Origin of the sequence: Streptomyces sp. CC0208, assembly GCF_003443735.1 — a bacterium.
GTDB lineage: Bacteria > Actinomycetota > Actinomycetes > Streptomycetales > Streptomycetaceae > Streptomyces > Streptomyces sviceus.
Genome location: NZ_CP031969.1, coordinates 5,115,844 through 5,141,456, shown reverse-complemented (window position 1 = coordinate 5,141,456; position 25,613 = coordinate 5,115,844). Strand labels below are relative to the sequence as shown.

The following is a 25,613-nucleotide window of genomic DNA, read 5'->3' as shown; positions in this document are numbered from 1 at the left end:
GGAAGACAGTGCCCACCTATCAGTACCAGTGCACCGAGTGCGGCGAGGGCCTCGAGGCGGTGCAGAAGTTCACCGACGACGCTCTGACCGAGTGCCCGAACTGCCAGGGTCGCCTCAAGAAGGTGTTCTCCGCGGTCGGCATCGTCTTCAAGGGCTCCGGCTTCTACCGCAACGACAGCCGTGGCTCCTCGTCGAGCACCTCGCCGGCGTCGTCGTCCTCGAAGCCGTCGACGTCCACCTCGTCGTCCGAGTCGAAGTCGTCCTCCTCGGAAACGAAGTCGTCAAGCTCGGGCAGCTCGTCCTCGTCCAGCAGCAGCTCCGCAGCGTAGGTCTCACTTCCGGAACCCCGCCGTCCTAGGACGGCGGGGTTCTCGGCGTTCCCCGAGCCGGTCGCCGGGGGTTTTCAGGGCCGGATACTGTGCTGGGCATGGCGAACGCAGAGATCGGCGTAATCGGCGGGTCGGGCTTCTACTCGTTCCTCGAGGACGTGACCGAGGTCCAGGTGGACACCCCCTACGGCCCGCCCAGCGACTCCCTCTTCCTCGGCGAGGTGGCCGGCCGGCGGGTCGCGTTCCTGCCCCGGCACGGACGCGGCCATCATCTGCCGCCCCACCGGATCAACTACCGGGCCAATCTGTGGGCGCTCAGGTCGGTGGGGGCGCGGCAGGTCCTCGGGCCGTGTGCGGTGGGCGGTCTGCGTCCCGAGTACGGCCCGGGCACGCTGCTCGTGCCGGACCAGCTGGTCGACCGCACGAAGTCGCGGGCGGGGACGTACTTCGACGGGCTGCCGCTGCCGGACGGCACCGTGCCGAACGTGGTGCACGTGTCCCTGGCCGACCCGTACTGCCCGGTCGGGCGGGCGGCCGCGCTGAAGGCGGCCCGCGGACGGGACTGGGAGGCGGTGGACGGCGGCACGCTGGTCGTGGTCGAGGGGCCGCGCTTCTCGACCCGCGCCGAGTCGGTGTGGCACCAGGCGCAGGGCTGGTCGGTGGTGGGCATGACCGGCCACCCCGAGGCGGCCCTGGCCCGTGAACTGGAGCTCTGCTACACGTCGTTGACCCTGGTCACCGACCTCGACGCGGGTGCCGAGACCGGTGAGGGCGTCTCGCACGACGAGGTGCTGCGGGTGTTCGCGGCGAACGTGGACCGGCTGCGGGGTGTCCTGTTCGACGCGGTGGCGGCACTGCCTTCGGACGGGGAGCGGGACTGTCTGTGCGTGAACGCGCTGGGCGGGATGGATCCGGGGTTCGAACTGCCGTAGCGGGGAGGGACGTTCGCGACGGACGTTCTGGGCGGACGTTCTCGACGGATGTTCTGGGCGGACGTTCCCGTTCGGGTGAGGGAGTTTTCCACAACCGGGCGGTAGTCCACCGGCCTCGGCGGGATGCGGCGCGAAGCCTCATCGTTGGCAGCGCAAGCCGATGTCTCGTCGCCGGTGGTGGTCCTCATGTCCTTCGCTCCGTCCCCCTCTCCCCTCGTTCCGTGCCCGCCCGGCACCGACGCTCCCCCGACCTGCGAGGTCCCGCACTTCGCCCCGGTGCGGGTGCGCGGCGGCCATCAGCTGCGTCGGTTCGTACGGCACCGGAGGCGTGCCGTGGCCCTCGGGCTGGCCGTCACCGCGGCCGCGCTGGTGGCGGCGGGCCCGGGGGGCGACGACGGGGCGCGGGGGCATCCGGCGACGGAGTCCGTGCGCGAGCACCGGGCCGTGCGGACGGTGTCCGCGCCGGTACGGATCGCCGACGCCGCGACGGTCCGGCTGCTGCGGCCCGGGGACCGGGTCGACGTCATCGCCGCCGAGGAGTCGGCGCTGGGCGGTGACGCCCGGGTGGTGGCGCGCGGGGCCCGGGTGACGAAGGTGCCGGAGCCCGTGGACGGGGCGACCGAGGGCGGGGCGCTCGTCGTGCTCTCGGTGCCGCGGTCGACGGCGGCACGCCTCGCGGGCGCGAGCGCGACGGCCCGGCTGGCGGTGACGTTGTGTTGAACCGTGCTGCCCCTGTGTTGCGGGGAACTCTGTCAAGGCCCCCTTTCGAGCTACCCCATTGGACAGGGTCACCTCGCGTTGACGTAGGTTGCGGAGCTGTTTGTTCCACAAGCTGTTCGTGCGAGAAGAGGCCTCTGGGTGAGCGAGAAGAAGCCGAGCGTCTGGGAGGGCTTCAAGGCCTTCCTGATGCGCGGGAACGTCGTCGATCTGGCAGTCGCGGTGGTCATCGGCGCCGCCTTCACCAACATCGTCAACTCGGTGGTGAAGGGGATCATCAACCCGTTGGTGGGGACGATCGGCACCAAGAACCTGGACACCTACAACTCGTGCATCAAGGGCCCGTGCACCGGTGTCGGCGACAACGCGACGGGCGTCCGGATCCTCTGGGGCTCGGTCCTCGGCGCCACGCTCACCTTCGTGATCACCGCGACTGTCGTCTACTTCCTGATGGTCCTGCCGATGTCCAAGTACCTGGCCCGGATGGAGGCCCGCCGGAAGGCGAAGGAGGGCACGCAGGAGGTCATGGAGGTGACCGAGCTGGAGGTCCTCAAGGAGATCCGCGACGCCCTGATCGCCCAGCGGGGCTCGGGCCACGACGGGCGCTAGCTGTATCGATCACGGCCGTGCGCCTCGCTCAGAGGTGGTGGGGCGGCTTCTCGTCGAGGAAGCGCTTCAGGTCGGCCGCGCTGTCGCTTTCGGAGCGCGGCCGGTCGCCCCAGCCGCGGTCGGTGTCGTCCGAGGACTGCTGGTCCAGCGGATCGTCGAAGACCAGCGCGGGCTTCGGCTCGCGGGGCTCGGGGCGGGGGGCGCTACTCATGCACCCAGGGTACGGCCCGGCCGGGCGCCCACCGTGGGAGCGGCCACCCACCCCGGTCCCGGCCCGGCTTCCCGGCCCGCCGTCGCCGGTGACCGGACCGCAAGCGTTTCCGAACGGTTTCTGCTGTGCTTGGCCCCATGACGTCCAGTACGACGCGCAGTCCACTGCGCAGACTCACCGCCCGCGGCAGGGACGAGGCCCACAGGGTCGCCTCGCCGCTGGAGCTCTTCTTCGACCTGTGCTTCGTCGTGGCCATCGCCCAGGCGGGCGTGGGCCTGGTGCACGCGGTCGCCGAGGGGCACGCCGGCGAGGGGATCCTCAACTACGCGATGCTCTTCTTCGCCATCTGGTGGGCGTGGATGAACTTCACATGGTTCGCCTCGGCGTACGACAACGACGACGCGCTCTACCGGGTCGTCACCCTGATCCAGATCGCCGGTGTCCTGGTGCTGGCGGCCGGGGTGTCCCGGGCGTTCGAGGACCACGAGTTCCTGGCCGTGTGGCTGGGCTATGTGATCATGCGGCTGGCGCTGATCGCGCAGTGGCTGCGGGTGGCGCGCTCGACGCAGGGCGCGGAGCGGACGATGGCCCTGCGGTACGTGTTCGGCGTGCTGCTGTGCCAGGTCGGCTGGCTGGGGCTGCTGGTGCTGCCCGAGGGCGGGCGGGCCTGGGTCTTCCTGGTGATGGCGGTGCTGGAGATGTGCGTGCCGCCCTTCGCCGAGAGGGACCATCCGACCTCGTGGCATCCGCACCACATCGCGGAGCGGTACGGGCTGTTCACGATCATCGTGCTCGGCGAGACCATCGCCGCCGCGACGGTCGCCGTGAAGACCGGCATCGACGAGCACGACGCGCTGGGCGAGCTGCTGCCGATCGCCGCGGGCGGACTGCTCATCATCTTCGCCGCCTGGTGGATCTACTTCGTGGTTCCCATCCACGGCCATCTGCGCTCCAACAAGCAGGCGTTCCTGTGGGGTTACGGCCACTATCTGGTGTTCGCCCCGGCCGCCGCGATCGGGGCAGGCCTGGAGGTGGCCGTGGAGCAGGCCGTCGGCAAGGCGCACATCTCGACCCTGGCCGCGTCGGCCGCGGTGACCCTGCCGACCTCGCTCTACCTGCTCACGGTCTGGCTCCTGCACTCGCGGTACTTCAAGGTGGGCATCGCCCAGCAACTGGTGCTGCCGGTCACGGCGTTGCTGGTGATCTGCTGCACCTTCCTGGGCGACTGGGCGGTGCTCGCGGCGGGCATCGTGGCGGCGCTGGCCGTGGTGACGGGGACGACGCTGACCGCGCGGACGGTGGCGCGGGTGGCGCGGGTGGCGCGGGAGCGTGGGGGGTCGGTTCGGGCGGGGTGATCGTGCGCCGCGTGCCGTGCGACCGTGTGACCGTGTGGTCACGTGGCCTCGGTGGGCGGGGTGGTGGTTGGACGAAACTGGTCCCATGACAGTTGACGCTCTGACGGATGTGGCCGGGGTGCGCGTGGGGCATGCGACGCGCACCGGCGGCGGTTGGCTCACCGGTACCACCGTCGTGCTCGCCCCGGAGGGCGGGGCCGTCGCCGCGGTGGACGTGCGCGGCGGAGGTCCCGGCACCAAGGAGACCGACGCGCTCGATCCGCGCAACCTGGTGCAGAAGGTCGAGGGGATCGTGCTGACCGGGGGCAGCGCGTACGGGTTGGACGCGGCCTCCGGGGTGATGGCCTGGCTGGAGGAGCAGGGGCGCGGGGTGCGGGTCGGGCCGGATCCCTCGCATGTCGTGCCGGTCGTGCCTGCCGCCTGCGTCTTCGATCTCGGTCGGGGTGGCGACTTCCGGGCCCGGCCGGACGCGGCGACCGGGCGGTCCGCCGTCGAGGCCGCCGCGGCGAGTGCCTTCGGTGCGGAGGTGGCGCAGGGGTGCGTGGGGGCGGGGACGGGCGCCGCGGTCGGGGCGATGAAGGGCGGGGTGGGGACGGCGAGTGTCGTTCTTCCCTCGGGGATCACCGTGGCGGCGTTGGTGGTGGCCAACGCGGCGGGGGCGGTGGTTGATCCGGAGACGGGGGTTCTGTACGGGGAGTTGTTCCAGGGGCGGGTGCGGTATCCGGAGCAGCGGGTGCATGAGGCCGCGTGCCGGCGGCTCGCCGAGACCGCGGCGAGTAACGCGGCGCCGCCGCTGAACACCACGCTCGCTGTGGTGGCCACGGACGCGGAACTGTCGAAGGCCCAGGCCCAGAAGGTCGCGGGCACCGCGCACGACGGCATCGCGCGTGCCGTGCGGCCGGTGCACCTGTTGCATGACGGCGACACGGTGTTCGCCCTGGCCACGGGGGTGCGGGCGCTCGACGCCGGGGATCCGCTCGCGCTCAACTCCGTGCTCGCGGCGGGGGCGGATGTGGTGACCCGGGCGATCGTGCGGGCGGTGTGGGCGGCGGAGTCGGTGGAGGGGGTGGGTGGGGTGTGGCCGGCGTATAGGGAGTTGTACGGGGAGTGATGCCCGCGGCGGCCTGTGCGGGTTGGTGGGGGCGGGCGTTGTTGCGCAGTTCCCCGCGCCCCTGGATGCCTGCGGCGCAGCTGCGGCTTCGGTGGGGGCGTGTGTAGCGCTTCGGGTTTGGTGGGTGGGTCGGGGCCGGGGTGGGGGGTATCCGTCCTCGGTCCGGCGGTTGCTGCTGCTTAGACGTCATTTCAGTTGGTGTGATCTTGCGGCAGTCTGAGGTGATGACTGCTGCGCTTGTCGAACGGTTGGCGCCGGAGGACCTGTGGGAGTTGTTCCAGCGGGTGGTCCCGCCGGCCCCGGAACGCCCGCAGGGTGGAGGGCATCGGCGGCGAGGGGACCGTGAAGTGCTGGCCGCGATCATCTTCGTGGCCACCTCGGGCTGCACCTGGAACCAACTGCCGCCGGGCTTCGGCCTGTCGGGCGTGACCGCCTTTCGCCGGTTCACCGAGTGGACCGAGGCCAGGGTGTGGGCCAAGCTCCACCGGCTGGTCCTGGACGAACTTGGTTCCCGCGGCGGACTGGACTGGTCGCGGTGCGCGATCGACTCCGTCAGCGTCCGGGCCCTCAAAGGGGGCAGCTGACGGGACCGAATCCGACCGACCGCGGCAAGAAGGGTTCGAAAATCCACCTGATCGTGGACCGCCGTGGTCTGCCTCTGTCGATCGGCATCTCCGCGGCGAACCTCCACGACAGCCAGGCACTGATACCGCTGGTCCGCGGCATCCCGCCGATCCGTTCACGTCGCGGTCCCCGCCGCCGACGGCCCGGCAAGCTGCACGGGGACAAGGGCTACGACTACCGCCACCTGCGACGATGGCTGGCGTCCCGTGGCATCCGGCACCGCCTGGCCCGTAAAGGCATCGAGTCATCCCAACGCCTGGGCCGGCACCGCTGGGTCGTGGAGCGGACCGTGTCCTGGCTGTCCGGCTGCCGACGCCTGCACCGCCGCTACGAGCGCAAGCCTGAACACTTCCTCGCCTTCACCGCCATCGCCGCGACACTCATATGTCACCGCCGACTCACCAACTGAAATGACCTCTTAAACGGTGCCCTGTAACGGACGCCGGCCGCTGCGGGCGGACACCCCCCACCCCGTCCCCTTCCCGCCGTACGCGGCCAACGGCCCACCGTGGCGCGCGGTCCGGCAAACGGTCCATCGTGGCGTCGGCGACTGCACCCACCCAGGGGCGCGGGGAACTGCGCGACCAGCCCCCACCGGCCCGCAGCCGCCCCACAACCGAACCCGGCACCCTCGTAGGCGCCACGCCCCAACTCAAGCGCATTCGTCTCGCTGTCAGGGAACCCGGGCAGGGACCGGGTCCCTCTTTCTTCACCGGGTGGAGCGGGCCACGCATATCGCATGAATCTGGAGCAGCCAGTGACATCGCCGGACATAGCAGCGCGGCGCGCACTGGGGGCCTGTGCCGTCCTGATGGTCGGTGCCCTCACCCTCACCGCGTGCGGAGGCGACTCCGACAAGAGTGAAGGCAAGGGCGGCAAGGACCCCGCGAAGACGTCCGCGGCGGAGATCGCCATCTCCGCCAAGAACGGTTCGACGGGTGCGTCGATCAACAGGACCGGCGTGAAGGTCAGCGACGGCACGCTGACCGGCGTGAAGATGACCGTGGCGGGCACGGGGCAGGAGGTGCCGGGGGCGTTGGCCGCGGGCGGCGGGAGCTGGAAGCCCGAGGAGCAGTTGGAGCGGGGGACGAAGTACGAGATAGCCGCGACGGCCAAGGACTCGGACGGCAAGGCCGTGACCGCGAAGTCGGTGTTCACGACCGTCTCGAAGGCGAACAGCTTCATCGGGACGTACACGCCGGACAACGGGACGACGGTCGGTGTGGGGATGCCGGTGTCGTTCAGCTTCGACAAGGCGATCAGCGACAAGAAGGCCGTGCAGTCGCACATCACCGTCAGCTCCAGCAGCGGGCAGCAGGTGGTGGGGCACTGGTTCGGGGCGCAGCGGCTCGACTTCCGGCCCGAGGAGTACTGGAAGGCCGGCTCCAAGGTCACGATGAAGATCGACCTGGACGGGGTCAAGGCCGCCGACGGCGTCACCGGCGTGCAGGAGAGGACCGTCAGCTTCACGGTCGGGCGCTCGCAGGTGTCCACCGTGGACGCCGACACCCAGACCATGAAGGTCGTGCGGGACGGGCGGACCGTGAAGTCGGTGCCGATCTCGACGGGCAGCCCCGAGTTCACCACCTACAACGGGCAGATGGTGATCTCCGAGAAGTACAAGAAGATCCGCATGGACAGCCGGACGGTCGCGCTGGCCAACGCGTACGACATTCCTGATGTCCCGGACGCGATGCGGCTGACGCAGTCGGGGACCTTCATCCACGGCAACTACTGGTACAACCAGGGGAATCCGCCCTTCGGACGCACCGGCACCAGTCACGGATGCGTCGGACTGCGGGACGTCAAGGGCGGGCAGGCGAACACCCCGGCCAAGTGGTTCTACGACAACTCGCTGGTCGGGGACGTGGTGATCGTGAAGAACTCCCCGGACAAGACGGTGGCCCCCGACAACGGGCTGAACGGTTGGAACATGTCATGGAACGAGTGGGTCGCGGGGAGTGCCGCCGGTACCTCCTGATCGCTCCAAGCAGCCTCTGACCGGGGGGTTTTGACGGTTCGTCGGGACGCGCGGGAACATCCTGCGCGGCCCGGACGTTTTCCGGGCGTACGTTTTCTCGGTTCCCGGACATGATGTCCGACCGAGGGGCTACGGTATGCACCCACAAGGTGACATGCAGCAACGCCGGGAGAAACCTTGAGCGTTCCGTACGAGACGGCAGCGTACGAACCACCCGAGTCGCCCGAGTCTCCGGAGGAGCACCTCGCGCGGCTCCTCGGCCGTGCCCTGAACTCCTTCGAGCTGCCCGACGAGACGATCCGCAGACTGGACTGCGCGCTGGCGTACGACAGTTCGCTGCACTCCGCGCACCACAGCGCGGGGCTGCACCGGGAGACGTACCGGCACACCTGGCTGCTCGCCGACGGCTCGGCGCTGACTCTGTGGGAGCTCGTCCACAACACCGGGCGGGACAGCGTCCCGCAGCACGAGGTGTACGTCGACGAGGAGGAGCTGCGTGCGGCGACCGCGCGGCTGCCGTTGCCGCCGGACACCCCGGACTTCGAGCTGCCGGTGACGGTGCAGCTCTCGCCCGTGCACCTGCCACGGCACGCCTACGTCCCGGACGACTCGGCGGACCACGCGCGCCGGCTGCTGCGCCGCGCGGAGAACACGGACCGGCCCGGCCCGAAGACGGCCGCGCTGCTGGCGGAGGCGTTCGCGCACCGGATCACGCAGGCGTTCGGGCGCCCGTGCCGGGCGGGGCGCGCCGGGCTGGGCTTCTCGCTCTACGAGCACGCGTTCCTGCTGCGCGACGGGGCGGAGATCTCCCTGTGGGAGGTAGAGCACACGGCGACGCCCGACGGGCGGCACATGTGCGAGGTGTACGTCACCGAGGACGCGGCCCGCGACGCCATGGAGCGGCGCGCTGCTCGGGTCTCCTGAGCGGGCCGGCGGTTCCGCTCAGCGACGGCCGCCGAGCTGTCGTACCAGACCCGCGAACGCGTCCTCCTCGGCCGGGGTCAGCTGGACGGACTCGTGGCCGGGAGCGGCCTGGCGCTGGCGGGGAAAGGCGGGCAGGCCGTGGTCGACGCGCCACGCGACGGCCTCGTGGCGGCCGTGCCGCAGCAGGTAGGCCAACCCCGCCGTCCAGGCGAAGGCCACCAGGACGAGAAGCGTGACACCAAGCAACTGGTAGACGGAGACGTGCTCAGGCATGCGTTCCAGTAGACACCACGGTCCGGGACTTTGGTCCCGGACCGTGACGTATCTCGCAGTTGCCGTGAACAGCTCACAGCCGCCCCAAAGGGGCAGCGTCAGGCGGCTATCGGCTGCTTGTGCTCGGCCGCCGGAGCGGCGGCATCCGGGGCCGCGGTGGCCGTCGTTCCCGGTGCCGGCTTGCGCATGCTCTTCAGGACGACCACCAGTGCGGTCGTGACACACACGCCTGCCGCGATGGCGATCAGGTAGAGGAACGGGCTGCCGATCAGCGGGACCACGAAGATGCCGCCGTGCGGGGCGCGCAGGGTGGCGCCGAAGGCCATCGACAGAGCGCCGGTGACCGCGCCGCCCGCCATCGAGGCCGGGATGACCCGCAGCGGGTCGGCCGCCGCGAACGGGATAGCGCCCTCGGAGATGAAGGACGCGCCCAGAACCCAGGCGGCCTTGCCGTTCTCGCGCTCGGTCTCGGTGAAGAGCTTCTTGCGGACGGTGGTGGCCAGAGCCATGCCCAGCGGCGGGACCATGCCCGCGGCCATCACGGCGGCCATGACCTTCATCGCGGAGTCGCTCGGGTCCTGCACGGCGATTCCGGCGGTGGCGAAGGCGTACGCGACCTTGTTGACGGGGCCGCCGAGGTCGAAGCACATCATCAGGCCGAGGAGGACGCCGAGCAGGATCGCGTTGGTGCCGGAGAGGCCGCTCAGCCAGTCCGTCATGCCCTTCTGGGCCTCGGCGATGGGCTTGCCGATCACGACGAACATCAGGAAGCCGACGATCAGCGAGGAGATCAGCGGGATCACGACCACCGGCATGATGCCCCGCAGCACCGGCGGGATCTTGATCCGCTGGATCGAGAGGACCACGGCACCCGCCAGCAGACCGGCGACCAGACCGCCGAGGAAGCCCGCGGCGATGTTGGAGGCGATCATTCCGCCGACGAAGCCGGGGACGAGACCGGGGCGGTCCGCCATGCCGTAGGCGATGTATCCGGCGAGCACCGGGATGAGGAAGCCGAAGGCGACCTGGCCGATCTGGAACAGCAGGGCGCCCCAGCTGTCGATCTCGGTCCAGGAGAAGTGCTTCATGACCGAGGGCGCGCTCGCGATCTGCCAGCCGCCGACGGCGAACCCGAGGGCGAGCAGCAGGCCGCCCGCTGCGACGAACGGGACCATGTAACTCACGCCGGTCATCAGCCACTTGCGGAGCTTGGTGCCGTAGCTGTCGCCGGACTCGCCGGCCCGCTCGACCGGCGTCCCCGCACCCGCGCCGGCGCCCGCCGTCACCTCGCCGCGCTCCGCCTTCCCGCGGACCTCGGTGATGAGTTCGGCGGCGCGGTTGATGCCCGCCTTCACACCGACGTCGACGGTGGGCTTGCCGGCGAAGCGGTCCTTGTCGCGTACGGGGACGTCGTGGGCGAAGATCACGCCGTCCGCCGCCGCGATGGCCGCCGGGTCCAGCCGCTCGAATCCGGCCGAGCCCTGGGTCTCGACGACGAGTTCGACGCCCGCCTCGCGGCCGGCGTTCTCCAGCGACTCGGCCGCCATGTAGGTGTGGGCGATACCGGTCGGGCAGGAGGTGACGGCGACGATCCGGAAGGGGGCCTCGGGAACGTGGGGAGTGGCCGTTGCGGCATCGGCGGAGGCCGCCGCCGATGCCGCAACGGAGTCTTCGGTGGCACCCGGCGTGGCCTCGGCGGCCGCCGGTGCCTCGTCGCCGCGGATCAGTGCCGCCGCGCCCGCCGCGTCCCCGGCCGACCGCAGCGCTTCCGTGAACTCGGCGTTCATCAGCTGCCGCGCGAGGGAGGACAGGATCGTCAGGTGGGCGTCGTCCGCGCCGGCCGGTGCGGCGATCAGGAAGATCAGGTCGGCGGGTCCGTCCGGCGCGCCGAAGTCGATCCCGGCGGAGCTGCGTCCGAAGGCGAGCGTCGGCTCGGTGACGTGCTCGCTGCGGCAGTGCGGGATGCCGATGCCGCCGTCGAGGCCGGTCGGCATCTGGGCCTCGCGGGCGGCCACGTCGGCGAGGAAGCCCTCCAGGTCGGTCACCCGGCCCAGGGCGACCATGCGCTCGGCGAGGGCACGGGCCGCCGCTTCCTTGGTGTCGGCGGACAGGTCGAGATCGACCAGGTCCGCGGTGATCATGTCGCTCATCGCGGGCTCCTTCGCACGCGTATCGCCCGGGGGGTGGGATGGGCGGGAGGGGTGGGGACGGGGATGGTGCGGTGGGGGTTCGGGGGGAGGGGGGTGCGGGCGGGGAGTAACAGCGCCGACCCGGCCGTACCGACAGCACGCAGGTCCGTCGTACCGGACGCCACCTTGACCGGGCCGGTCATGACACCGGCTCCTTCAGCACCCGGTCCACCGGCACCTCGGCCGTGACCGTCACCGCGGCCGGGTCCAGGTCGTCCGGCGTCGGCATGACGCTGCCGGGCAGCTGGACGGCCGCCGCGCCGTGCGCGACCGCGGAGGCGAGCGCCTCGGGGCCGCTGCCGCCGGCGATCAGGAAGCCGGCCAGCGACGAGTCGCCGGCGCCGACATTGCTGCGTACGGCCGCCACGCGCGCGCTGGCGAACCAGGCGCCCGAGCCGTCCACGAGCAGCTGTCCGTCGGCACCCAGGCTCGCGAGGACCGCCCGCGCACCCATCTCCCGCAGTTCCTCGGCCGCCTTCACCGCGTCGCCCACCGTGGACAGGGGGCGCCCGACGGCCTCCGCGAGCTCCTCGGCGTTGGGCTTCACCACGTCGGGCCGTTCGCGCAGTGCCGCCAGGAGCGCGGGCCCCGAGGTGTCCAGCGCGATCCGCGCACCACCGGCGTGCGCCCGCGCGACGACCTCGGCGTACCAGGAGGGCGCGAGGCCCCGGGGCAGGCTTCCGCAGCACGCGATCCACGCGGCGTCACGCGACTGCGTGCGGACCGTCTCCAGCAGCAACTCCTGCTCGGCGGCCGACAGTTCGGGGCCCGGCGCGTTGATCTTCGTGAGCACCCCGTCCGACTCGGCGAGCGCGATGTTCGACCGGGTCGCCCCGGCGACCGGGACCGGGGCGACCTCGATGCCCTGCGCGTCGAGCAGGTCGGCGACGAGGGCCCCCGGCGCCCCACCCAGGGGCAGGACCGCGACCGTGCGCTGTCCGGCGGCCGTGACGGCCCGCGAGACGTTGACGCCCTTGCCGCCGGGGTCCATGCGTTCACCGGTGGCGCGGATGACCTCGCCGCGCTCCAGGGACGGGACCTCGTACGTACGGTCCAGGGACGGGTTCGGGGTGACGGTGAGGATCATGCGCGCACTACTTCCGTGCCGCCACGCTCGATGGCGACGGTGTCTTCGGGGCTCAGCCCGCTGTCGGTGATCAGCAGGTCCACATCGCTCAGGTCACCGAAGCGGGCGAAGTGCTCCTGGCCGTGCTTGGCGGAGTCGGCGAGCAGCACCACGCGGCGGGCGGCGGCGATCGCCGCGCGCTTGACCGCGGCCTCGGCGAGGTCGGGGGTGGTGAGGCCGTGCTCGGCGGAGAAGCCGTTGGCCGCCACGAAGAGGACGTCGGCCCGGATCTCGCCGTACGCCCGCAGCGCCCAGGCGTCGACGGCGGCGCGCGTACGGTGCCGTACCCGCCCTCCGACGAGGTGGAGCTGGATGCCGGGGTGGTCCGCGAGGCGGGCCGCGATCGGCAGGCTGTGCGTGACGACGGTGAGCGAGGCCTCCAGCGGGACGGCGGCGGCGAGGCGGGCCACGGTCGTGCCGGCGTCGAGGATCAGGGTGCCCTCGGTCGGCAGTTCGGCGAGGGCCGCCTTGGCGATGTGGTCCTTCTCGTCGGCCGCGGTCGTCTCGCGCTCGGCGAGGTCCGGCTCGAAGTCGAGACGTCCGGCCGGGATGGCCCCGCCGTGCACCCGGCGCAGCAGTCCCGCGCGGTCGAGGGCCTTCAGGTCGCGCCGGATGGTCTCGGCGGTGACCTGGAACTCCTCGGCCAGCGAGACGACGTCCACCCGCCCGCCGTCGCGGGCGAGCCGGAGGATCTCCTGCTGTCGCTCCGGTGCGTACATGTCCGCTCACCTCCGACTGATGCCCGAACGTGTGGTTTCAGTGGGGAGGCTACGCCCGGATTTCCAGAAAGTAAACAGTTTCGGACCCCATCCGGGCATGAACGGACTTCCCGGGGGGGGTGAGTACGGAAAAGGGCCCGGTACCCCAGCGGGTACCGGGCCCTTCACCCCGTGCCTCAGGACACGAGCTCCGGCTCCTTCTCCTCCACCGCGGGAAGCCCGGCGGCCCCCTCCCCCTGCAACACGGGCCGCTTCGGCAGCGCGAACATCAGCAGGAAGATCACGCCCATCACCGCGGCGACCCACCCGAGCGCGTGCTGGAAGGCGTCCACGAAGGCCGGGCCCACCTGTTCCGGCCTCAGGTCGTCGCCGATGACCCCGAAGAACACCACCGACACCAGCCCGAGCCCCAGCGCGTTGCCCATCTGCTGCACGGTGTTGATCAGCCCCGACGCCGAACCGGCGTGCTCGCGCGGCACCTCCGAGAGCACCGCGTCGGTGAGCGGCGCGACGATCAGCCCCATGCCCACGCCCATCACGACCAGCGGCAGCGCCATCTGCCACGAGCTGATCGACATGCCGTACCGCTCGGCCTCCCAGAGGTAGAGCAGCACACCGACCGCCATCAGCAGCGCACCGGCCTGGAGCACCCCGCGCCCGAACCGCGGCACGAGCTTCTGGACCGACAGCCCCGCCGCCGTGGAGACCGCGAGCGAGAACGGCACCCCGGTCAGCCCCGCCCGCAGTGGGCTCCAGCCGAGACCGGTCTGCATGTACAGCGTCCACACCAGGAAGAAGATGCCGAGCCCGACGCCGAACACGGTCTGCACCGCGATCCCGGCCGCGAAACTCTTCACCCTGAACAGCGACAGCTCCACCAGCGGCGACCCGTCCCGCTCGCCCTTGCGCTTCTCGTACGCCACCAGCGCCGCGAACACGAGGGGCGCGCCGGCCATCGACACGTATCCCCACACCGGCCAGTCCAGCTCCTCGCCGCGGGTCAGCGGGTAGAGCAGCATCAGCAGTCCAAGCACGACCATGGCCACGCCCACCAGGTCCAGCTTCAGCGCCCGCGGGGCCTTGGACTCGGTGATGAAACGGCTCCCGAGGACGAGCCCCATGATCCCGACCGGCAGGTTGATGAGGAAGATCGGCCGCCACTCGAGCCCGAAGAGGTTCCACTCGGTCAGCAGCGCCCCGAGCAGCGGACCGGACACGGCCCCCAGCCCGACGACCGCGCCGAACAGCCCGAACACCTTGCCCCGCTCGTGTGCGGGGAAGGTCGCGTGCACGATCGACAGGACCTGCGGCACCATCATCGCCGCCATGCCGCCCTGCAGGATCCGGGCCGCGACCAGCATGTCCGGGTTCGCGGCGAAGCCGCACAGCGCCGACGCGAGCGTGAATCCGCCGATGCCGACGAGGAACAGCCGCTTGCGCCCGTGGATGTCACCGAGCCGCCCTCCGGTGATCAGCCCCGCCGCGAAGGCGAGGGCGTAACCGGCGGTGATCCACTGGATGTGGCTGACGGAGGCACCGGAGTCCTGCCGGATGGACGGAATGGCGATGTTGACGATCGTGACGTCGACGAGGTCCATGAAGGCCGCGGTCATCACGATGGCGAGAGCGAACCAGCGACGCCGGTCGCCCGCGGACGGTACGTCGGGGATGCCCGAAAGGGAGGTCTCGGTGGAGGTCATGTCCTGAACCTATGATCCCACTAGGTCAGATCGTGTCCTAGTTCTACGGCATTCTCGGACTCATGACGACGGACACTCCGGCACGGCTCCTGACGCTCCTCTCCCTCCTCCAGACGCCCCGCGAATGGCCCGGCGGAGAGCTCGCCGACCGCCTCCAGGTCTCCCGCCGCACGGTCCGGCGGGACATCGACCGCCTCCGTGAACTGGGCTATCCCGTCGAGGCGTCCAAGGGATCCGACGGCGGCTACCGGCTCGTCGCGGGCAAGGCCATGCCCCCGCTCGTCCTCGACGACGAGGAGGCGGTGGCCATCGCGGTCGGGCTGCGGGCGGGGGCGGGGCACGCGCTCGAGGGGGTGGACGAGGCGTCCGTACGGGCGCTGGCGAAACTGGAACAGGTCCTGCCCTCCCGGCTGCGGCACCGGGTGTCCACCCTCCAGGCCGCCACGACTCCGCTGACCAGCGGGGACGGGGCGAGCATCCCGACCGAGACCCTGACGGTGATGGCGTCCACGGTGGCCGGACACGAACGCCTCCGCTTCGGCTACCGCGCCAAGGACGGCGCCGAGTCCCGCCGGGTGGTGGAGCCGTACCGGCTGGTCTCCACCGGGCGCCGCTGGTACCTCGTCGCCTACGACCTCGACCGGGGCGACTGGCGGACCTTCCGGGTCGACCGGGTGAACGCCCCCTTCGCCACGGGGGCCCGGTTCGCTCCGCGGGAGTTGCCGACGGGGAGTGCGGCGGAGTACCTGCGGCAGTCGATGTACCGCCGCCAGGAGACGTACGAACTCGTCGTGACGTTCGAAGGCGAGGCGTCGGTGGTGGGGGCCCGGGTGCCGGCGTGGATGGGGGTACCGGAGTCCCTGGGCGAGGGACGGTGCCGGTTGCGGTCGACGGTGGCCGATTCCGTGGACTGGATGGCGGTGCGGCTGGCGATGACCGGGGTGGAGTTCCGGGTGGAGCAGCCGCCGGAACTCGTCGATGCGGTGCGGGAGTTGGGGGGCCGGCTGGTCCGGGCGTCGGGGGAAGTCGCCTGAGGTGGTGGGGCAGCGGGCGCCGGGCCCGGGCCGAACCCGGCAAGCCACCCGATGTGACAGAATCTCCCCTTCGGTGGGTCACCCCGTGGTTCAGGTACGGGGTGACCCACCGTTCCGCTTTTCCTGGGCGCGAAAAGAGCCGGACCCCGGCGCCCGGGGGGAGGGGCGCCGAGGTCCGGCTCGGGGAGAGTCCCGGCGCCGGGGGGGGATTGCGTCGGGACTTGGTTCAGGAGGGTCCGGCGGGTCCGAAAGCATGACCTCCGGGACTCGAACATGTGGACCCTGAAGTCTTGTGCCCAGGGTCCGGCAGGTTAAGCGACCTAGTACAGCCATTGTTCGCGCGGTCTTTCGCCACCCGGCGTACGCGGGCACACCCCGGCTATGCCGCGGCGTCGAACCCGGTGGACCGCGCCAGCTTCTTCAGCTCCAGCAGGGCGTGCTTCTCGATCTGCCGGATCCGCTCGCGGGTCAGCCCGTGCTCCTTGCCGACCTCGGTCAGCGTGCGCTCGCGCCCGTCCTCGATGCCGTACCGCATCTTGATGATGGACGCGGTGCGCTGGTCGAGGCGGCCGATGAGGTCGTCCAATTCCTCGCTGCGCAGCAGGGTCAGCACCGACTGCTCCGGCGAGACCGCGGAGGTGTCCTCCAGGAGGTCGCCGAACTGGGTGTCGCCGTCGTCGTCCACCGACATGTTCAGCGAGACCGGGTCACGGGCCCAGTCCAGGACGTCGACCACGCGCTCGGCGTTGGAGCCGAGCTCGGCGGCGATTTCCGCGGGCTCCGGGTCACGGCCGTGCTCGCGGTTGAACTCGCGCTGCACACGGCGGATGCGGCCCAGCTCCTCCACCAGGTGGACGGGCAGCCGGATGGTGCGGGACTGGTCGGCGATGGAACGGGTGATGGCCTGACGGATCCACCAGGTCGCGTACGTCGAGAACTTGAAGCCCTTGCGGTAGTCGAACTTCTCGACCGCGCGCACCAGACCGGCGTTGCCCTCCTGGATCAGGTCGAGCAGGGGCAGCCCGCTGCGGGGGTAGCGGCGGGCCACGGCGACGACCAGGCGCAGGTTGGAGCGGATGAACACGTCCTTGGCGCGCTCGCTCTCCTCCACCAACGCCTCCAGCTCCTCGCGGGTGGCGTCCGCCTTGGCCTCCTCGAACCCGTCGAGGACCTGTCGGGCGAACACACCCGCCTCGATGATCTGGGACAGCTCGACTTCCTTGGCGGCGTCGAGCAGCGGCGTACGCGCGATCTCGTCGAGGTACATGCCGACCAGGTCGCGGTCGGCTATCTCGCCGCCATGGACGCGAACACTGCGTGCCGCGTCGGTAGACCCGCCGGTGGCGGACTTACGACGGGCGACGGCACGGGTTGCCATGCGTGCTCCCTTGCGATGTTGGCTCAGCGGGTGGTCCTTCGGACGCTGGGTCCCGGCTCCGGTTGCTTCCGGACTCTCCTCGGGTGCCCTGCATCCGATGGAAACAACGACTGGAAACCGGACAGAATTCCCAAGCGGTGCCGCTATTTTTCTGATCTTGCAGTACCCTGTCCGGCCACATGGGGAGGCGTGATGCCGTCAGAACGTACAGAGGTGCAGGTCAGGCCGGGAGTCGAAGGTGACCTCAAGGCCCTCGCCGACCTCTACAACCACTATGTCCGTGAGACACCCATCACCTTCGACACCGCTGTCTTCACCCCGGAAGAGCGCCGCCCCTGGCTGCTCTCCCACCCTGAAGACGGCCCGTACCGCCTGATGGTTGCCACCGACACGGAGTCGACAGGAACCTCACAGCGGATCCTCGGGTACGCCACCTCCAGCCCCTTTCGCGCGAAGGCCGCGTACGCGACCTCCGTGGAGGTCACCGTCTACGTCGCCCCGGACGCGGGTGGCCGGGGCGTCGGCACCCTCCTCTACAAGGCCCTCTTCGAGGCCCTGGCGGGCGAGGACGTGCACCGCGCCTACGCGGGCATCACCCAGCCCAACGAAGCGTCCACGCGGCTGCATGAACGCTTCGGGTTCCGCTACGTCGGCACCTACCGGGAGGTGGGCCGGAAGTTCGGCCGCTACTGGGACGTGGCCTGGTACGAGAAGGACCTCTAGTCCCCGCGCGAGGGTCTCAGCCGAACTGCACCGACCGCTTGGCCATCCCCATCCAGAACCCGTCGATCACGGACTTCTGCGTGTCCAGCTCGCCGCTCACGTCCGCCGCGCCCATGGTGACGAAGAGGGGCGCGAAGTGCTCGGTGCGCGGATGGGCGTAGCGCCCGGCCGGGGCCTTGTCGAGGAAGTCCAGCAGGGAGTCCACGTCCCGTGCCTCAAGGGCCCGCCGGCCCCAGTCGTCGAACTCCGAGGACCAGGTGGGCACTCCGGGACCGGTGTGGCGCAGGGCGGCGAGGTTGTGGGTGAAGAAGCCGGAGCCGACGATCAGGACGCCCTCGTCGCGCAGCGGGGCGAGCTTGCGGCCGATGTCCATGAGCTTGACCGGGTCGAGGGTCGGCATGGAGACCTGGAGGACGGGGATGTCGGCCTCGGGGAACATCTCGACGAGGGGGACGTATGCGCCGTGGTCCAGTCCGCGGTCCGGGACGTCCTGCACGGGGACGCCGGGGGCGCGCAGCAGCTTGCGGACGGAATCGGCGAGCTCGGGGGCGCCGGGGGCGTCGTACCTCACCTTGTAGTAGTGCTCGGGGAAGCCCCAGAAGTCGTAGACGAGCGGGACGGGCCGCACCGCGCCGAGGGCGAGGGGGGCCTCCTCCCAGTGCGCGGAGACCATGAGGATCGCCTTGGGGCGGGGCAGGTCCGCGGACCAGGCGGCGAGCTCACCGGGCCAGATCGGGTCGTCGGCGAGCGGCGGCGCGCCGTGACTCAGATAGAGGGCGGGCATGCGCTCCAGCGTGTCGGCGGACATGGCGGGGACTCCTCCGGTACTTCCGATGCTTCGGGTGCTTAGGCTGCTTCGGGTGCTTCAAATTTAAAGCTTCTTATGACATGACTGTACGCCTCATTTGTTTAAGCTTCAAGGAGAGAGCTCGTAGAGTGGGATCCATGAACACGGCATCCGTCCCCGACGAGGAGCCCCAGTGGCTCGACGACGAAGAACAGCGCATCTGGCGCTCTTACGTGCACGCCACGACCCTGCTCGAGGATCACCTCGACCGCCAGCTCCAGCGGGACGCCGGCATGCCGCACATCTACTACGGACTGCTCGTGGGCCTCGCCGAGGCGCCGCACCGGCGGCTGCGGATGACCGAGCTGGCCATGAAGGCGAAGATCACCCGGTCCCGGCTCTCGCACGCGATCGCCCGTCTGGAGCGCAACGGCTGGGTGCGCCGGGAGGACTGCCCGGACGACAAGCGCGGCCAGTTCGCGGTGCTCACGGACCCGGGCCTGGAGATGCTGCGGGGCGCCGCGCCGGGCCATGTGCGGGCCGTGCGCAACGCCATCTTCGACCGGCTCACCCCGGAACAGCAGAAGTCCCTCGGCGAGATCATGCAGATCGTCGCCGAGGGACTCCAGCCGAACGAGGCGGGCGCGGATCTGCCCTGGCTCCGCTGAGCCGCTCACTCAGCGAGACCAGGGCAGTTCCTGGGGTCGTACGTACGGAGCGTCCCCATCCCCGTACGTACGAGGTTTTCGAAGGGGTACCGCGGGGCGGTCGCCGTCAGTGGGCGACGACCGGCACCGCCAGCTCCTCCTCGGCGCCCTCTCCGGACCCGGCCACCACAGCGGCGTCCGTGCGGCCGGCGTTGACGAGGGTCACGACGATGACCGCGGCGAGCACCAGCATGCCGACGGCGAACCAGATCGCGTTGGTGTAGCCGTGCACCTGGCCCTCCAGCGCCACCAGCTGCGCCTGCGACTTGGAGGTCGCGGAGCCGATGTGGTCGGCGATGTAGGAGGTCGTGGCCGAGGCGGCGATCGTGTTCAGCAGGGCCGTACCGATCGCACCGCCGACCTGCTGCGAGGTGTTGACCATCGCGGAGGCGACACCGGCGTCCCGGGGCTCGACGCCCAGGGTGGCCAGGGACATGGCCGGCATGAACGCCGTACCCATGCCGAGGCCGAGCAGCAGCATGGCCGGCAGGATCGTCGAGGCGTACGACGAACCGATCTCCAGCTGGGTCATGAGGAGCATGCCGACCGCGGCGACCAGGAAGCCGGGGCCCATCAGCAGCCGCGCCGGGACGCGGGTCATCAGGCGGGCGCCGATCTGGGTCGAGCCGACCATCATGCCGACGATCATCGGCATGAAGGCGAAGCCGGTCTTGATCGGCGTGAAGCCCTTCACGATCTGCAGGTAGTAGGTCAGGAACAGGAAGGTGCCGAACATCGCGATGATCGCGATGCCGAGCGAGAGGTAGATCCCGCCGCGGTTGCGGTCGGTGATGACGCGCAGCGGCAGCAGCGGGGCCTTGGTCCTGGCCTCGGTGACGACGAAGGCGATCAGCAGGACGGCCGACGCGACGAACATGCCGACGGTCACGGAGTCGCCCCAGCCGTCGGTCTCGGCGCGGGTGAAGCCGTAGACCAGCGCGACCAGGCCCAGGGTGGACAGCAGCACGCCGGGGATGTCGAGCGGGTTGCGGTTGCGGCCGCCCTCGGGCTCACGGATGACGAAGTACGCGCCGAGCGCGGCGACGATCGCGAACGGGATGTTCACGAAGAAGGTCCAGCGCCAGTCCATGTACTCGGTCAGCACACCGCCGAGGATGAAGCCCACGGCGCCGCCGCCACCGGCGATCGCGCCGTAGATGCCGAAGGCCTTGGCGCGCTCCTTGGCGTCCGTGAACATCACGGCGAGCAGGGAGAGCGCGGCGGGCGCGAGCAGTGCGCCGAAGGCGCCCTGCAGGGCGCGGGCACCGAACATCATGCCGCCGCTGGTGGCGGCGCCACCCAGCGCGGAGGCCGCGGCGAAGCCGATCAGGCCGACGACGAAGGCGCGCTTGCGGCCCCACAGGTCGGCGATCCGGCCGCCGAAGAGCAGGAGGCCACCGAAGGCGAGGGCGTAGGCCGTGACGACCCACTGGCGGTTGCCGTCGGTTATGCCCAGGTCGGCCTGGGCGGAGGGCAGGGCGATGTTCACGATGGTCGCGTCCAGCACGACCATCAGCTGAGCGAGCGCGATGAAGACGAGCGCTTTCCAGCGGTTGGCGTCACCGGACACGGCTGGTGCACCAGAGGCCTTTACGGCTGTTGCAGACATGGGGGTACCCACTTCGGGACTTCGGAACGGAAAAAGAATGTGAAAGGGGACGGTCCGTCATCAGCGACGGCCGGTCGAAAGTCGTTGTAGAGACTGTGCTCGCGCGCCGAACTAATCGGTTCGCGTCGGTCGGATCAGGTCTGGCGGAGGTCCTCCGTGGTCAGGGCCACACCCGGCAGTACGGAGCGGGCCGGGGCCCGCAGTCCGTCCAGGAACAGCTGAAGGGTGCGGTGCACGAACCCGTCGAGGGTGAGGCAGGCGGTGCCGGCCGGGGGCCGGGACAACTGGGCCACGGCGACCATCAGGTCACCGACGCTCACGTCCCCGCGGAGCTGACCGGCCGACCTGGCCCGGTCCATGAGCTGCTCGACGAGCTGCACGATGCGTTCGCGTGCGGCCACCAGGTCGGGGTGGTACTGGTCGAAGGAGCCCTGGATCATCGGGCACAGTGCCGTGATCCGCTCGTCGGCGGCGGCGTGCACGAAGCGCTCCAGGGCGCCGAAGGCATCCCCGGTCTGCGCGAGCGCGAGCTCGGCCGCCTCGGACGTCCGGTCCATGACGGAGCAGACGACCTCACGGACGAGCGCGTCGCGGTCGGGGAAGTTGCGGTACACCGTGGCGTTGCCGACGCCGGCCCGGCGGGCGATCTCGTCGAGCGGCACGTCGGGGCCGAACTCGGTGAACATCTCGCTGGCGGCGGTGACGATCCGCTCGCGGTTGCGCAGGGCGTCGGCGCGGGGCGCCTTGCGCTGCGCGGAGAGAGCGGTCTGCACGGTGGACTCCTCGGTTGGGCGGGGCGATCCGGGGATTCGTTCCCCGTTTCGCTCGGACACTGGTCTAAACGGGGAGACGCTCCCCGGTTATTTCGGGTTGAGGGGAAATTATGTTGTGACCTGAGTCACAGATCGGCGATACCCACGTTCGGTCTCCTCCAGCGCGCGTGCGCCCCTGCCCCGGCACAGGGTGATCGAAGAGGAGCAGCCTTCTGACCAGCGGCTGCCGCGCTCCGAAGGGTGCTCGCATGCCGTGGACCAGACGTCGTATACGCCCGCGCCGCGCCGCCGCCCTCGCGTCCGTGACCGCGCTGACCCTCGCGGTCAGCACCTCGGCCGGGACCGAGCGCCTCGTCCCCGGGACCACGACCGCCGGCCCGACCGCCCTGGCCCGCTCCGACACCCACGGCGCCTGTCAGATCAGCGGCGGCCCGGCGGTCCAGATGTCAGAGGGCCTGCCCACGCCCAGCGGCTACTCCCGCTCCACCGGCACCGTCCACGCCCTCACCCTGATGATCGACTTCTCCGACGCCCCCGGCTCCGGCACCGCCAAGAGCCGCTTCGACGAGTTCTTCCCGCAAACCCAGAACTGGTTCCGCACCAGTTCCTACGGCCGCCTCGACTACCGCCCCGAGGCCCCGATCACCGACTGGCTGCGCATGCCGAGGTCGTTCCGGGCCTACGGCATAGAGCGCGGCGCCCCCTTCGACCCCGGCTACCGCCGACTCGTCCAGGACATCGTGGCCGCCGCCGATCCCAAGGTGGACTTCCGGGCGTACGACTTCCTGAACGTCCTGGTGACCCCGAACGCCGGCCCCTCCGCCCTCGACACGGTCCTGTCGGTGACCTTCGCCGGCAACCCCGACGCCCCGGTCGCCGACGGCGTCCCCGTCGCCAACGCCTCCTTCGTGTACTCCCGCCAGGACGACGGCTCGGGTTCCTACCCGCAGACCGGCTACCGGGTCCTGCCCCACGAGAACGGCCATGTCTTCGGCCTGCCCGACCTCTACACCCAGAACGGCGGGGGCTCGGTCGGCCACTGGGACATCATGAGCGAGGACTGGGGCGCCAACAACGACCTGCTCGGCTGGCACAAGTGGAAGCTCGGCTGGCTGGACGCGACACAGGTCAACTGCGTGACCGCGCCCGGGACTTCGGAGTACACGCTGACCCCCCTGGCCCGCTCCGGCCTCGGCACCAAGCTCCTCTTCGTCCCCCTGGGCCGCCGCACCGGTTACGCGGTCGAGCTGCGCACCCGCGAGGGCAACGACGAGACGGTGTGCCGGCCAGGCGTCCTCGTCTACAAGGTCGACGCGGACGTGGACACCGGCCGGGGCCCGGTGCGCGTGTACGACGCCCGGCGCGACAGCGGGGGCTGCACGCGCAGCCCCAACGTCCACGCGGAACTCTCCGACGCCCCGTTCGCGGCCGGCGAGGAGTTCCGTGACCCGGCCAGGGGCATCCGGGTGCGGGTGCTGGGGGCGGACGGGGACGGCGACTACCGGGTGGCGGTGACGCGGGGATAGGGGGGTGGCGGTGACGCGGGAATAGCGAGTGGCGGTGACGGAGGGATGGCGGTGGGCCGTCGGCTCCTCCCGGGGCCGTGGCACGCCGTCGGTGCCGTGGCGGATTACCGTAGGCCTGCCGCGACCGCCGTACCGGAGAGCCGATGCCCGCCAAGACGACCACTCCCCCGCCGGTACCGGAGTCCGCCGTGCCGGTACCGGAGTCCGCCGTGCCGGTACCGGAGTCCGCCGTGCCGGCCGAGGCGGTCGCGCCGCTGATCCGGGGGGTCAGGGTGCTGCGGGAGCTGACCGAGGCGGGCGGAACGCTGAGCCTGAGCGGCCTGGAGCGGGCGACGGGCCTGGCGCGATCCACGGTCGACCGCATCACGTCGACGCTGGCCCGCATGGGATACGTCCGTCTCGACGGCCGGGACGCGGTGGCGACCCCCCGGCTCATGGAACTCGGCAACGCCTATCTCGCCGCCCTGCGTCTGCCCGCCCTGCTCTCCTCGCGGGCCGACGCCCTCGCCGACGAGCTGGACGAGTCGGTGTCGCTGGCGGTCGCCGACCGTGACGGCATCCGCTTCATCCACCAGGCCACCCGCCGCCGCGCGATGTCCCTCAGCTTCCGCATCGGCGACCTGCTCCCCGCCGAACGCACCGCGCCGGGGCCCCTGTTCGCCTCCGAGTGGACGGACGACGACTGGCGGACGTGGCGCGAGCGCCGGGCGGCGGACCCGGAGAACCGCGGCTTCCCGGCCGTACCGCCACGGGAACTCCCGCCCCCGAAGGGCGAGTTCGAGGCGAGGGCGGCGCACGCCGGCCGGAACGGCTGGGCGCTGGACGACCAGTTGATCGAACCGGGTCTGGTGGCGGTCTCCGTGCCCGTACGGGATCCGCGCACGGGCCGGATCGCCTGCGTGGCGAACGTCGTGAGCCACACCAGCCGCCACACGGCGGCGGACCTGCGCGACACCCTGCTGCCGCGGCTGCGGGCGACGGTGGCCGAGATGGAACGCGAACTGGCCGAGGCCCCGGAGCCGGACCCGGGCCCGCCGCCCTCGGGATCGGCCGCCTGGATCGGCGCGTCCAAGCACGAACTGGGCCGGGAGTTCATCGAGTCCCTCGCGCGCGGCCTGACGGTCCTGACGGCGTTCGGCGAGGGCAGGGCCGCGCTGACCCTGACGGACGTGGCACGGGCGACCGGCCTGGCCCGGGCGACCGCCCGCCGGGCCCTGATCACCTACGAACACCTGGGCCTGGTCCGCGGACAGCCGGAGTCCCGCACCTTCGTCCTGACCCCCCGGGTCCTGTCCCTGGGCTTCCCGCCCCTCTCCCGTACGACCCTCCCCCGCATCGCCGCGCCCCACCTGGCGGACCTCTCGGCACGGGTGGGCGAGTCGACGGCACTGGCGATCCTGGTGCCGTCGGGGCCGGGGCCGGACTCGAGCCCGGAGATCCAGTACACGGCGAGGGCCGTGTCGCCGCGAATCATGGGCGTGGACATCAGGGTGGGTACCCGGCTGCCGGCCGCGGCGACGTCGCTGGGCCGGGTGCTGCTGGCGGAGAACCAGTCCTACGCCCTGCTCGACGAGGACTGGGAGGACGGACTGCGCACGATCGCCGTCCCCCTGCACGACCGTACGGGCCGGGTCGTCGCCGCCGTGAACGTGGCCCTGCACGCGGCGGGCCGCACGGCGGAGGAGTGCGTCGAGCAGCTCCTGCCCGAACTGCGCCTGACGGCGGCCCGCATCGAGGGGGAGCTGCGCGCGGCGGGGCACTTCACCCGGATCCCCCTCCTCTGACCCCGGGGAACCCCCACGCCGCAGCCCAGCACATCCGGTACGCTGACGCCAGTGACCTTCACGGCCACCGTCCGCCTTCGTAGCTCAGGGGATAGAGCACCGCTCTCCTAAAGCGGGTGTCGCAGGTTCGAATCCTGCCGGGGGCACACGACTAAGGGCCAGCTCAGGAGGGGTTTCCTCCCAGGCTGGCCCTTGGCCATTTCAGGCGCCGTGCCACATCCGTGCCGCTATGAGCCCGCCCGATCCTTTTCAGGGGGCTCGGGGGTGACCACTCCCCCGCCCCGGATCATGGCCCCAAGCCGGTCGGCGATGGTCCGGTCCCGGTCGCTGGTCATGTGCTGGTGGATCAGCGCGGCTCGGGAGCTGCGGTGGCCCATGCGCGTCATCAGCTCCCGGGTGCCGGCTCCCGCCGTCGAGGCGAGCGTGTTGCCCGGGTGCAGCCTTCCGAGCCTTCCCCCAGTCGTCCCTCCGCCGCAATTGACCACGTCGAGG

General features: G+C 71.0%; 24 protein-coding genes, 1 tRNA gene and 1 pseudogene. 15 read left to right on the top strand and 11 right to left on the bottom strand.

Translation table 11 applies throughout. The features are described from left to right. Positions 1–8: 8 nt before the first annotated feature. The 4 genes from D1369_RS23685 to mscL all read left to right on the top strand — a co-directional run bounded on the left by D1369_RS23685 (position 9) and on the right by mscL (position 2,587). Positions 9–329, top strand: a complete 321-nt coding sequence (locus D1369_RS23685; protein WP_007382670.1) for an FmdB family zinc ribbon protein — start codon at positions 9–11, stop codon at positions 327–329. Between the two features lie 98 nt (positions 330–427). After that, positions 428–1,261, top strand: a complete 834-nt coding sequence (locus D1369_RS23680) for an S-methyl-5'-thioadenosine phosphorylase (protein ID WP_007382671.1) — start codon at positions 428–430, stop codon at positions 1,259–1,261. A gap of 186 nt (positions 1,262–1,447) precedes the next feature. Continuing rightward, entirely contained in the window at positions 1,448–1,981 is a 534-nt protein-coding gene (locus D1369_RS23675; protein ID WP_007382672.1) for a hypothetical protein, read from the top strand. Positions 1,982–2,119: 138 nt separating this feature from the next. Then, positions 2,120–2,587 carry a large conductance mechanosensitive channel protein MscL gene (gene mscL / locus D1369_RS23670; RefSeq protein ID WP_007382673.1) on the top strand — a complete coding sequence of 156 codons (468 nt, stop codon included), beginning with the start codon at positions 2,120–2,122 and terminating at the stop codon, positions 2,585–2,587. A gap of 28 nt (positions 2,588–2,615) precedes the next feature. On the opposite strand, the gene D1369_RS23665 is transcribed toward mscL, so the two are convergent. Further along, entirely contained in the window at positions 2,616–2,798 is a 183-nt protein-coding gene (locus tag D1369_RS23665; protein WP_007382674.1) for a hypothetical protein, read from the bottom strand. A gap of 137 nt (positions 2,799–2,935) precedes the next feature. Between D1369_RS23665 and D1369_RS23660 the strand changes: the two genes are divergently transcribed. The 5 genes from D1369_RS23660 (at position 2,936) to D1369_RS23640 (ending at position 8,793) form a co-directional block, all read left to right on the top strand. Next, positions 2,936–4,153 carry a low temperature requirement protein A gene (locus tag D1369_RS23660; protein WP_037900434.1) on the top strand — a complete coding sequence of 406 codons (1,218 nt, stop codon included), beginning with the start codon at positions 2,936–2,938 and terminating at the stop codon, positions 4,151–4,153. 85 nt (positions 4,154–4,238) lie between these two features. Continuing rightward, positions 4,239–5,264 carry a P1 family peptidase gene (locus tag D1369_RS23655; protein ID WP_037900437.1) on the top strand — a complete coding sequence of 342 codons (1,026 nt, stop codon included), beginning with the start codon at positions 4,239–4,241 and terminating at the stop codon, positions 5,262–5,264. Between the two features lie 224 nt (positions 5,265–5,488). Continuing rightward, positions 5,489–6,297 (top strand): IS5 family transposase gene (locus D1369_RS23650; protein WP_106433498.1). Its coding sequence is split into 2 segments (ribosomal slippage): positions 5,489–5,836 and positions 5,839–6,297, totalling 807 coding nucleotides; the frame shifts between segments, so codons are not numbered across the junction. A 348-nt stretch (positions 6,298–6,645) separates the two neighbouring features. Continuing rightward, positions 6,646–7,869: an Ig-like domain-containing protein gene (locus D1369_RS23645; RefSeq protein WP_007382679.1), complete on the top strand. Its 1,224-nt coding sequence runs from the start codon at positions 6,646–6,648 to the stop codon at positions 7,867–7,869. 177 nt (positions 7,870–8,046) lie between these two features. Continuing rightward, on the top strand, positions 8,047–8,793 hold the full coding sequence (locus tag D1369_RS23640; protein WP_118082596.1) for a DUF6227 family protein: 747 nt from the start codon (positions 8,047–8,049) through the stop codon (positions 8,791–8,793). An 18-nt stretch (positions 8,794–8,811) separates the two neighbouring features. Here D1369_RS23640 and D1369_RS23635 read toward each other — a convergent pair whose 3' ends face one another. From D1369_RS23635 to D1369_RS23615, 5 genes are all read right to left on the bottom strand, one after another. Then, positions 8,812–9,066, bottom strand: a complete 255-nt coding sequence (locus D1369_RS23635) for a hypothetical protein (RefSeq protein WP_007382681.1) — start codon at positions 9,064–9,066, stop codon at positions 8,812–8,814. 98 nt (positions 9,067–9,164) lie between these two features. Then, on the bottom strand, positions 9,165–11,216 hold the full coding sequence (locus D1369_RS23630; protein WP_118082595.1) for a fructose-specific PTS transporter subunit EIIC: 2,052 nt from the start codon (positions 11,214–11,216) through the stop codon (positions 9,165–9,167). Positions 11,217–11,394: 178 nt separating this feature from the next. Continuing rightward, positions 11,395–12,342, bottom strand: coding sequence for a 1-phosphofructokinase (gene pfkB / locus D1369_RS23625; RefSeq protein ID WP_007382683.1), 948 nt, complete (start codon positions 12,340–12,342; stop codon positions 11,395–11,397). After that, positions 12,339–13,100, bottom strand: coding sequence for a DeoR/GlpR family DNA-binding transcription regulator (locus D1369_RS23620; protein ID WP_007382684.1), 762 nt, complete (start codon positions 13,098–13,100; stop codon positions 12,339–12,341). The genes pfkB and D1369_RS23620 overlap by 4 nt, the downstream gene beginning before the upstream one ends. Before the next feature lie 176 nt (positions 13,101–13,276). Further along, a complete protein-coding gene (locus D1369_RS23615) occupies positions 13,277–14,800 on the bottom strand; it encodes an MFS transporter (protein WP_007382685.1) in 1,524 nt (507 codons plus the stop codon). 62 nt (positions 14,801–14,862) lie between these two features. On the opposite strand from D1369_RS23615, the gene D1369_RS23610 reads away from it, so the two are divergent. Beyond that, positions 14,863–15,834 carry a YafY family protein gene (locus D1369_RS23610; RefSeq protein WP_007382686.1) on the top strand — a complete coding sequence of 324 codons (972 nt, stop codon included), beginning with the start codon at positions 14,863–14,865 and terminating at the stop codon, positions 15,832–15,834. Positions 15,835–16,213: 379 nt separating this feature from the next. Here D1369_RS23610 and D1369_RS23605 read toward each other — a convergent pair whose 3' ends face one another. Continuing rightward, positions 16,214–17,212, bottom strand: a complete 999-nt coding sequence (locus D1369_RS23605; protein WP_007382687.1) for a sigma-70 family RNA polymerase sigma factor — start codon at positions 17,210–17,212, stop codon at positions 16,214–16,216. A gap of 192 nt (positions 17,213–17,404) precedes the next feature. On the opposite strand from D1369_RS23605, the gene D1369_RS23600 reads away from it, so the two are divergent. Beyond that, positions 17,405–17,935 carry a GNAT family N-acetyltransferase gene (locus D1369_RS23600; RefSeq protein ID WP_037900443.1) on the top strand — a complete coding sequence of 177 codons (531 nt, stop codon included), beginning with the start codon at positions 17,405–17,407 and terminating at the stop codon, positions 17,933–17,935. 16 nt (positions 17,936–17,951) lie between these two features. Here D1369_RS23600 and D1369_RS23595 read toward each other — a convergent pair whose 3' ends face one another. Then, entirely contained in the window at positions 17,952–18,743 is a 792-nt protein-coding gene (locus tag D1369_RS23595) for a class III extradiol ring-cleavage dioxygenase (protein WP_037900445.1), read from the bottom strand. Between the two features lie 137 nt (positions 18,744–18,880). Between D1369_RS23595 and D1369_RS23590 the strand changes: the two genes are divergently transcribed. Then, complete coding sequence (locus D1369_RS23590; protein WP_037900447.1) at positions 18,881–19,390, top strand: MarR family transcriptional regulator; 510 nt, start codon at positions 18,881–18,883, stop codon at positions 19,388–19,390. Between the two features lie 106 nt (positions 19,391–19,496). Here the strand turns inward: D1369_RS23590 and D1369_RS23585 are convergent, their stop codons facing one another. Both D1369_RS23585 and D1369_RS23580 read right to left on the bottom strand, forming a co-directional pair. Continuing rightward, positions 19,497–21,038, bottom strand: coding sequence for an MFS transporter (locus D1369_RS23585; RefSeq protein WP_007382691.1), 1,542 nt, complete (start codon positions 21,036–21,038; stop codon positions 19,497–19,499). A gap of 134 nt (positions 21,039–21,172) precedes the next feature. Continuing rightward, complete coding sequence (locus D1369_RS23580; protein WP_050789711.1) at positions 21,173–21,811, bottom strand: TetR/AcrR family transcriptional regulator; 639 nt, start codon at positions 21,809–21,811, stop codon at positions 21,173–21,175. A 248-nt stretch (positions 21,812–22,059) separates the two neighbouring features. Here D1369_RS23580 and D1369_RS23575 point away from each other — a divergent pair, with 248 nt between their 5' ends. From D1369_RS23575 to D1369_RS23565, 3 genes are all read left to right on the top strand, one after another. Then, complete coding sequence (locus D1369_RS23575; protein ID WP_050789712.1) at positions 22,060–23,337, top strand: M6 family metalloprotease domain-containing protein; 1,278 nt, start codon at positions 22,060–22,062, stop codon at positions 23,335–23,337. 143 nt (positions 23,338–23,480) lie between these two features. Further along, entirely contained in the window at positions 23,481–25,121 is a 1,641-nt protein-coding gene (locus D1369_RS23570) for a helix-turn-helix domain-containing protein (RefSeq protein ID WP_007382694.1), read from the top strand. A gap of 73 nt (positions 25,122–25,194) precedes the next feature. Beyond that, a tRNA-Arg gene (locus D1369_RS23565) sits at positions 25,195–25,267 on the top strand. An 81-nt stretch (positions 25,268–25,348) separates the two neighbouring features. Here D1369_RS23565 and D1369_RS23560 read toward each other — a convergent pair. Continuing rightward, positions 25,349–25,613: pseudogene (locus D1369_RS23560) on the bottom strand (site-specific integrase); the annotation flags it as partial.

What these genes read in the sequence shown, in the direction of transcription:
- D1369_RS23680 (WP_007382671.1), top strand. Translation starts at nt 428, where the DNA reads ATGGCGAACGCAGAGATCGGCGTAATCGGCGGGTCGGGCTTCTACTCG.
- D1369_RS23675 (WP_007382672.1), top strand. Translation starts at nt 1,448, where the DNA reads ATGTCCTTCGCTCCGTCCCCCTCTCCCCTCGTTCCGTGCCCGCCCGGC.
- D1369_RS23665 (WP_007382674.1), bottom strand. Translation starts at nt 2,798, where the DNA reads ATGAGTAGCGCCCCCCGCCCCGAGCCCCGCGAGCCGAAGCCCGCGCTG.
- D1369_RS23660 (WP_037900434.1), top strand. Translation starts at nt 2,936, where the DNA reads ATGACGTCCAGTACGACGCGCAGTCCACTGCGCAGACTCACCGCCCGC.
- D1369_RS23655 (WP_037900437.1), top strand. Translation starts at nt 4,239, where the DNA reads ATGACAGTTGACGCTCTGACGGATGTGGCCGGGGTGCGCGTGGGGCAT.
- D1369_RS23635 (WP_007382681.1), bottom strand. Translation starts at nt 9,066, where the DNA reads ATGCCTGAGCACGTCTCCGTCTACCAGTTGCTTGGTGTCACGCTTCTC.
- D1369_RS23630 (WP_118082595.1), bottom strand. Translation starts at nt 11,216, where the DNA reads ATGAGCGACATGATCACCGCGGACCTGGTCGATCTCGACCTGTCCGCC.
- pfkB (WP_007382683.1), bottom strand. Translation starts at nt 12,342, where the DNA reads ATGATCCTCACCGTCACCCCGAACCCGTCCCTGGACCGTACGTACGAG.
- D1369_RS23620 (WP_007382684.1), bottom strand. Translation starts at nt 13,100, where the DNA reads ATGTACGCACCGGAGCGACAGCAGGAGATCCTCCGGCTCGCCCGCGAC.
- D1369_RS23615 (WP_007382685.1), bottom strand. Translation starts at nt 14,800, where the DNA reads ATGACCTCCACCGAGACCTCCCTTTCGGGCATCCCCGACGTACCGTCC.
- D1369_RS23610 (WP_007382686.1), top strand. Translation starts at nt 14,863, where the DNA reads ATGACGACGGACACTCCGGCACGGCTCCTGACGCTCCTCTCCCTCCTC.
- D1369_RS23605 (WP_007382687.1), bottom strand. Translation starts at nt 17,212, where the DNA reads ATGGCAACCCGTGCCGTCGCCCGTCGTAAGTCCGCCACCGGCGGGTCT.
- D1369_RS23600 (WP_037900443.1), top strand. Translation starts at nt 17,405, where the DNA reads ATGCCGTCAGAACGTACAGAGGTGCAGGTCAGGCCGGGAGTCGAAGGT.
- D1369_RS23595 (WP_037900445.1), bottom strand. Translation starts at nt 18,743, where the DNA reads ATGTCCGCCGACACGCTGGAGCGCATGCCCGCCCTCTATCTGAGTCAC.
- D1369_RS23590 (WP_037900447.1), top strand. Translation starts at nt 18,881, where the DNA reads ATGAACACGGCATCCGTCCCCGACGAGGAGCCCCAGTGGCTCGACGAC.
- D1369_RS23585 (WP_007382691.1), bottom strand. Translation starts at nt 21,038, where the DNA reads ATGTCTGCAACAGCCGTAAAGGCCTCTGGTGCACCAGCCGTGTCCGGT.
- D1369_RS23575 (WP_050789712.1), top strand. Translation starts at nt 22,060, where the DNA reads ATGCCGTGGACCAGACGTCGTATACGCCCGCGCCGCGCCGCCGCCCTC.
- D1369_RS23570 (WP_007382694.1), top strand. Translation starts at nt 23,481, where the DNA reads ATGCCCGCCAAGACGACCACTCCCCCGCCGGTACCGGAGTCCGCCGTG.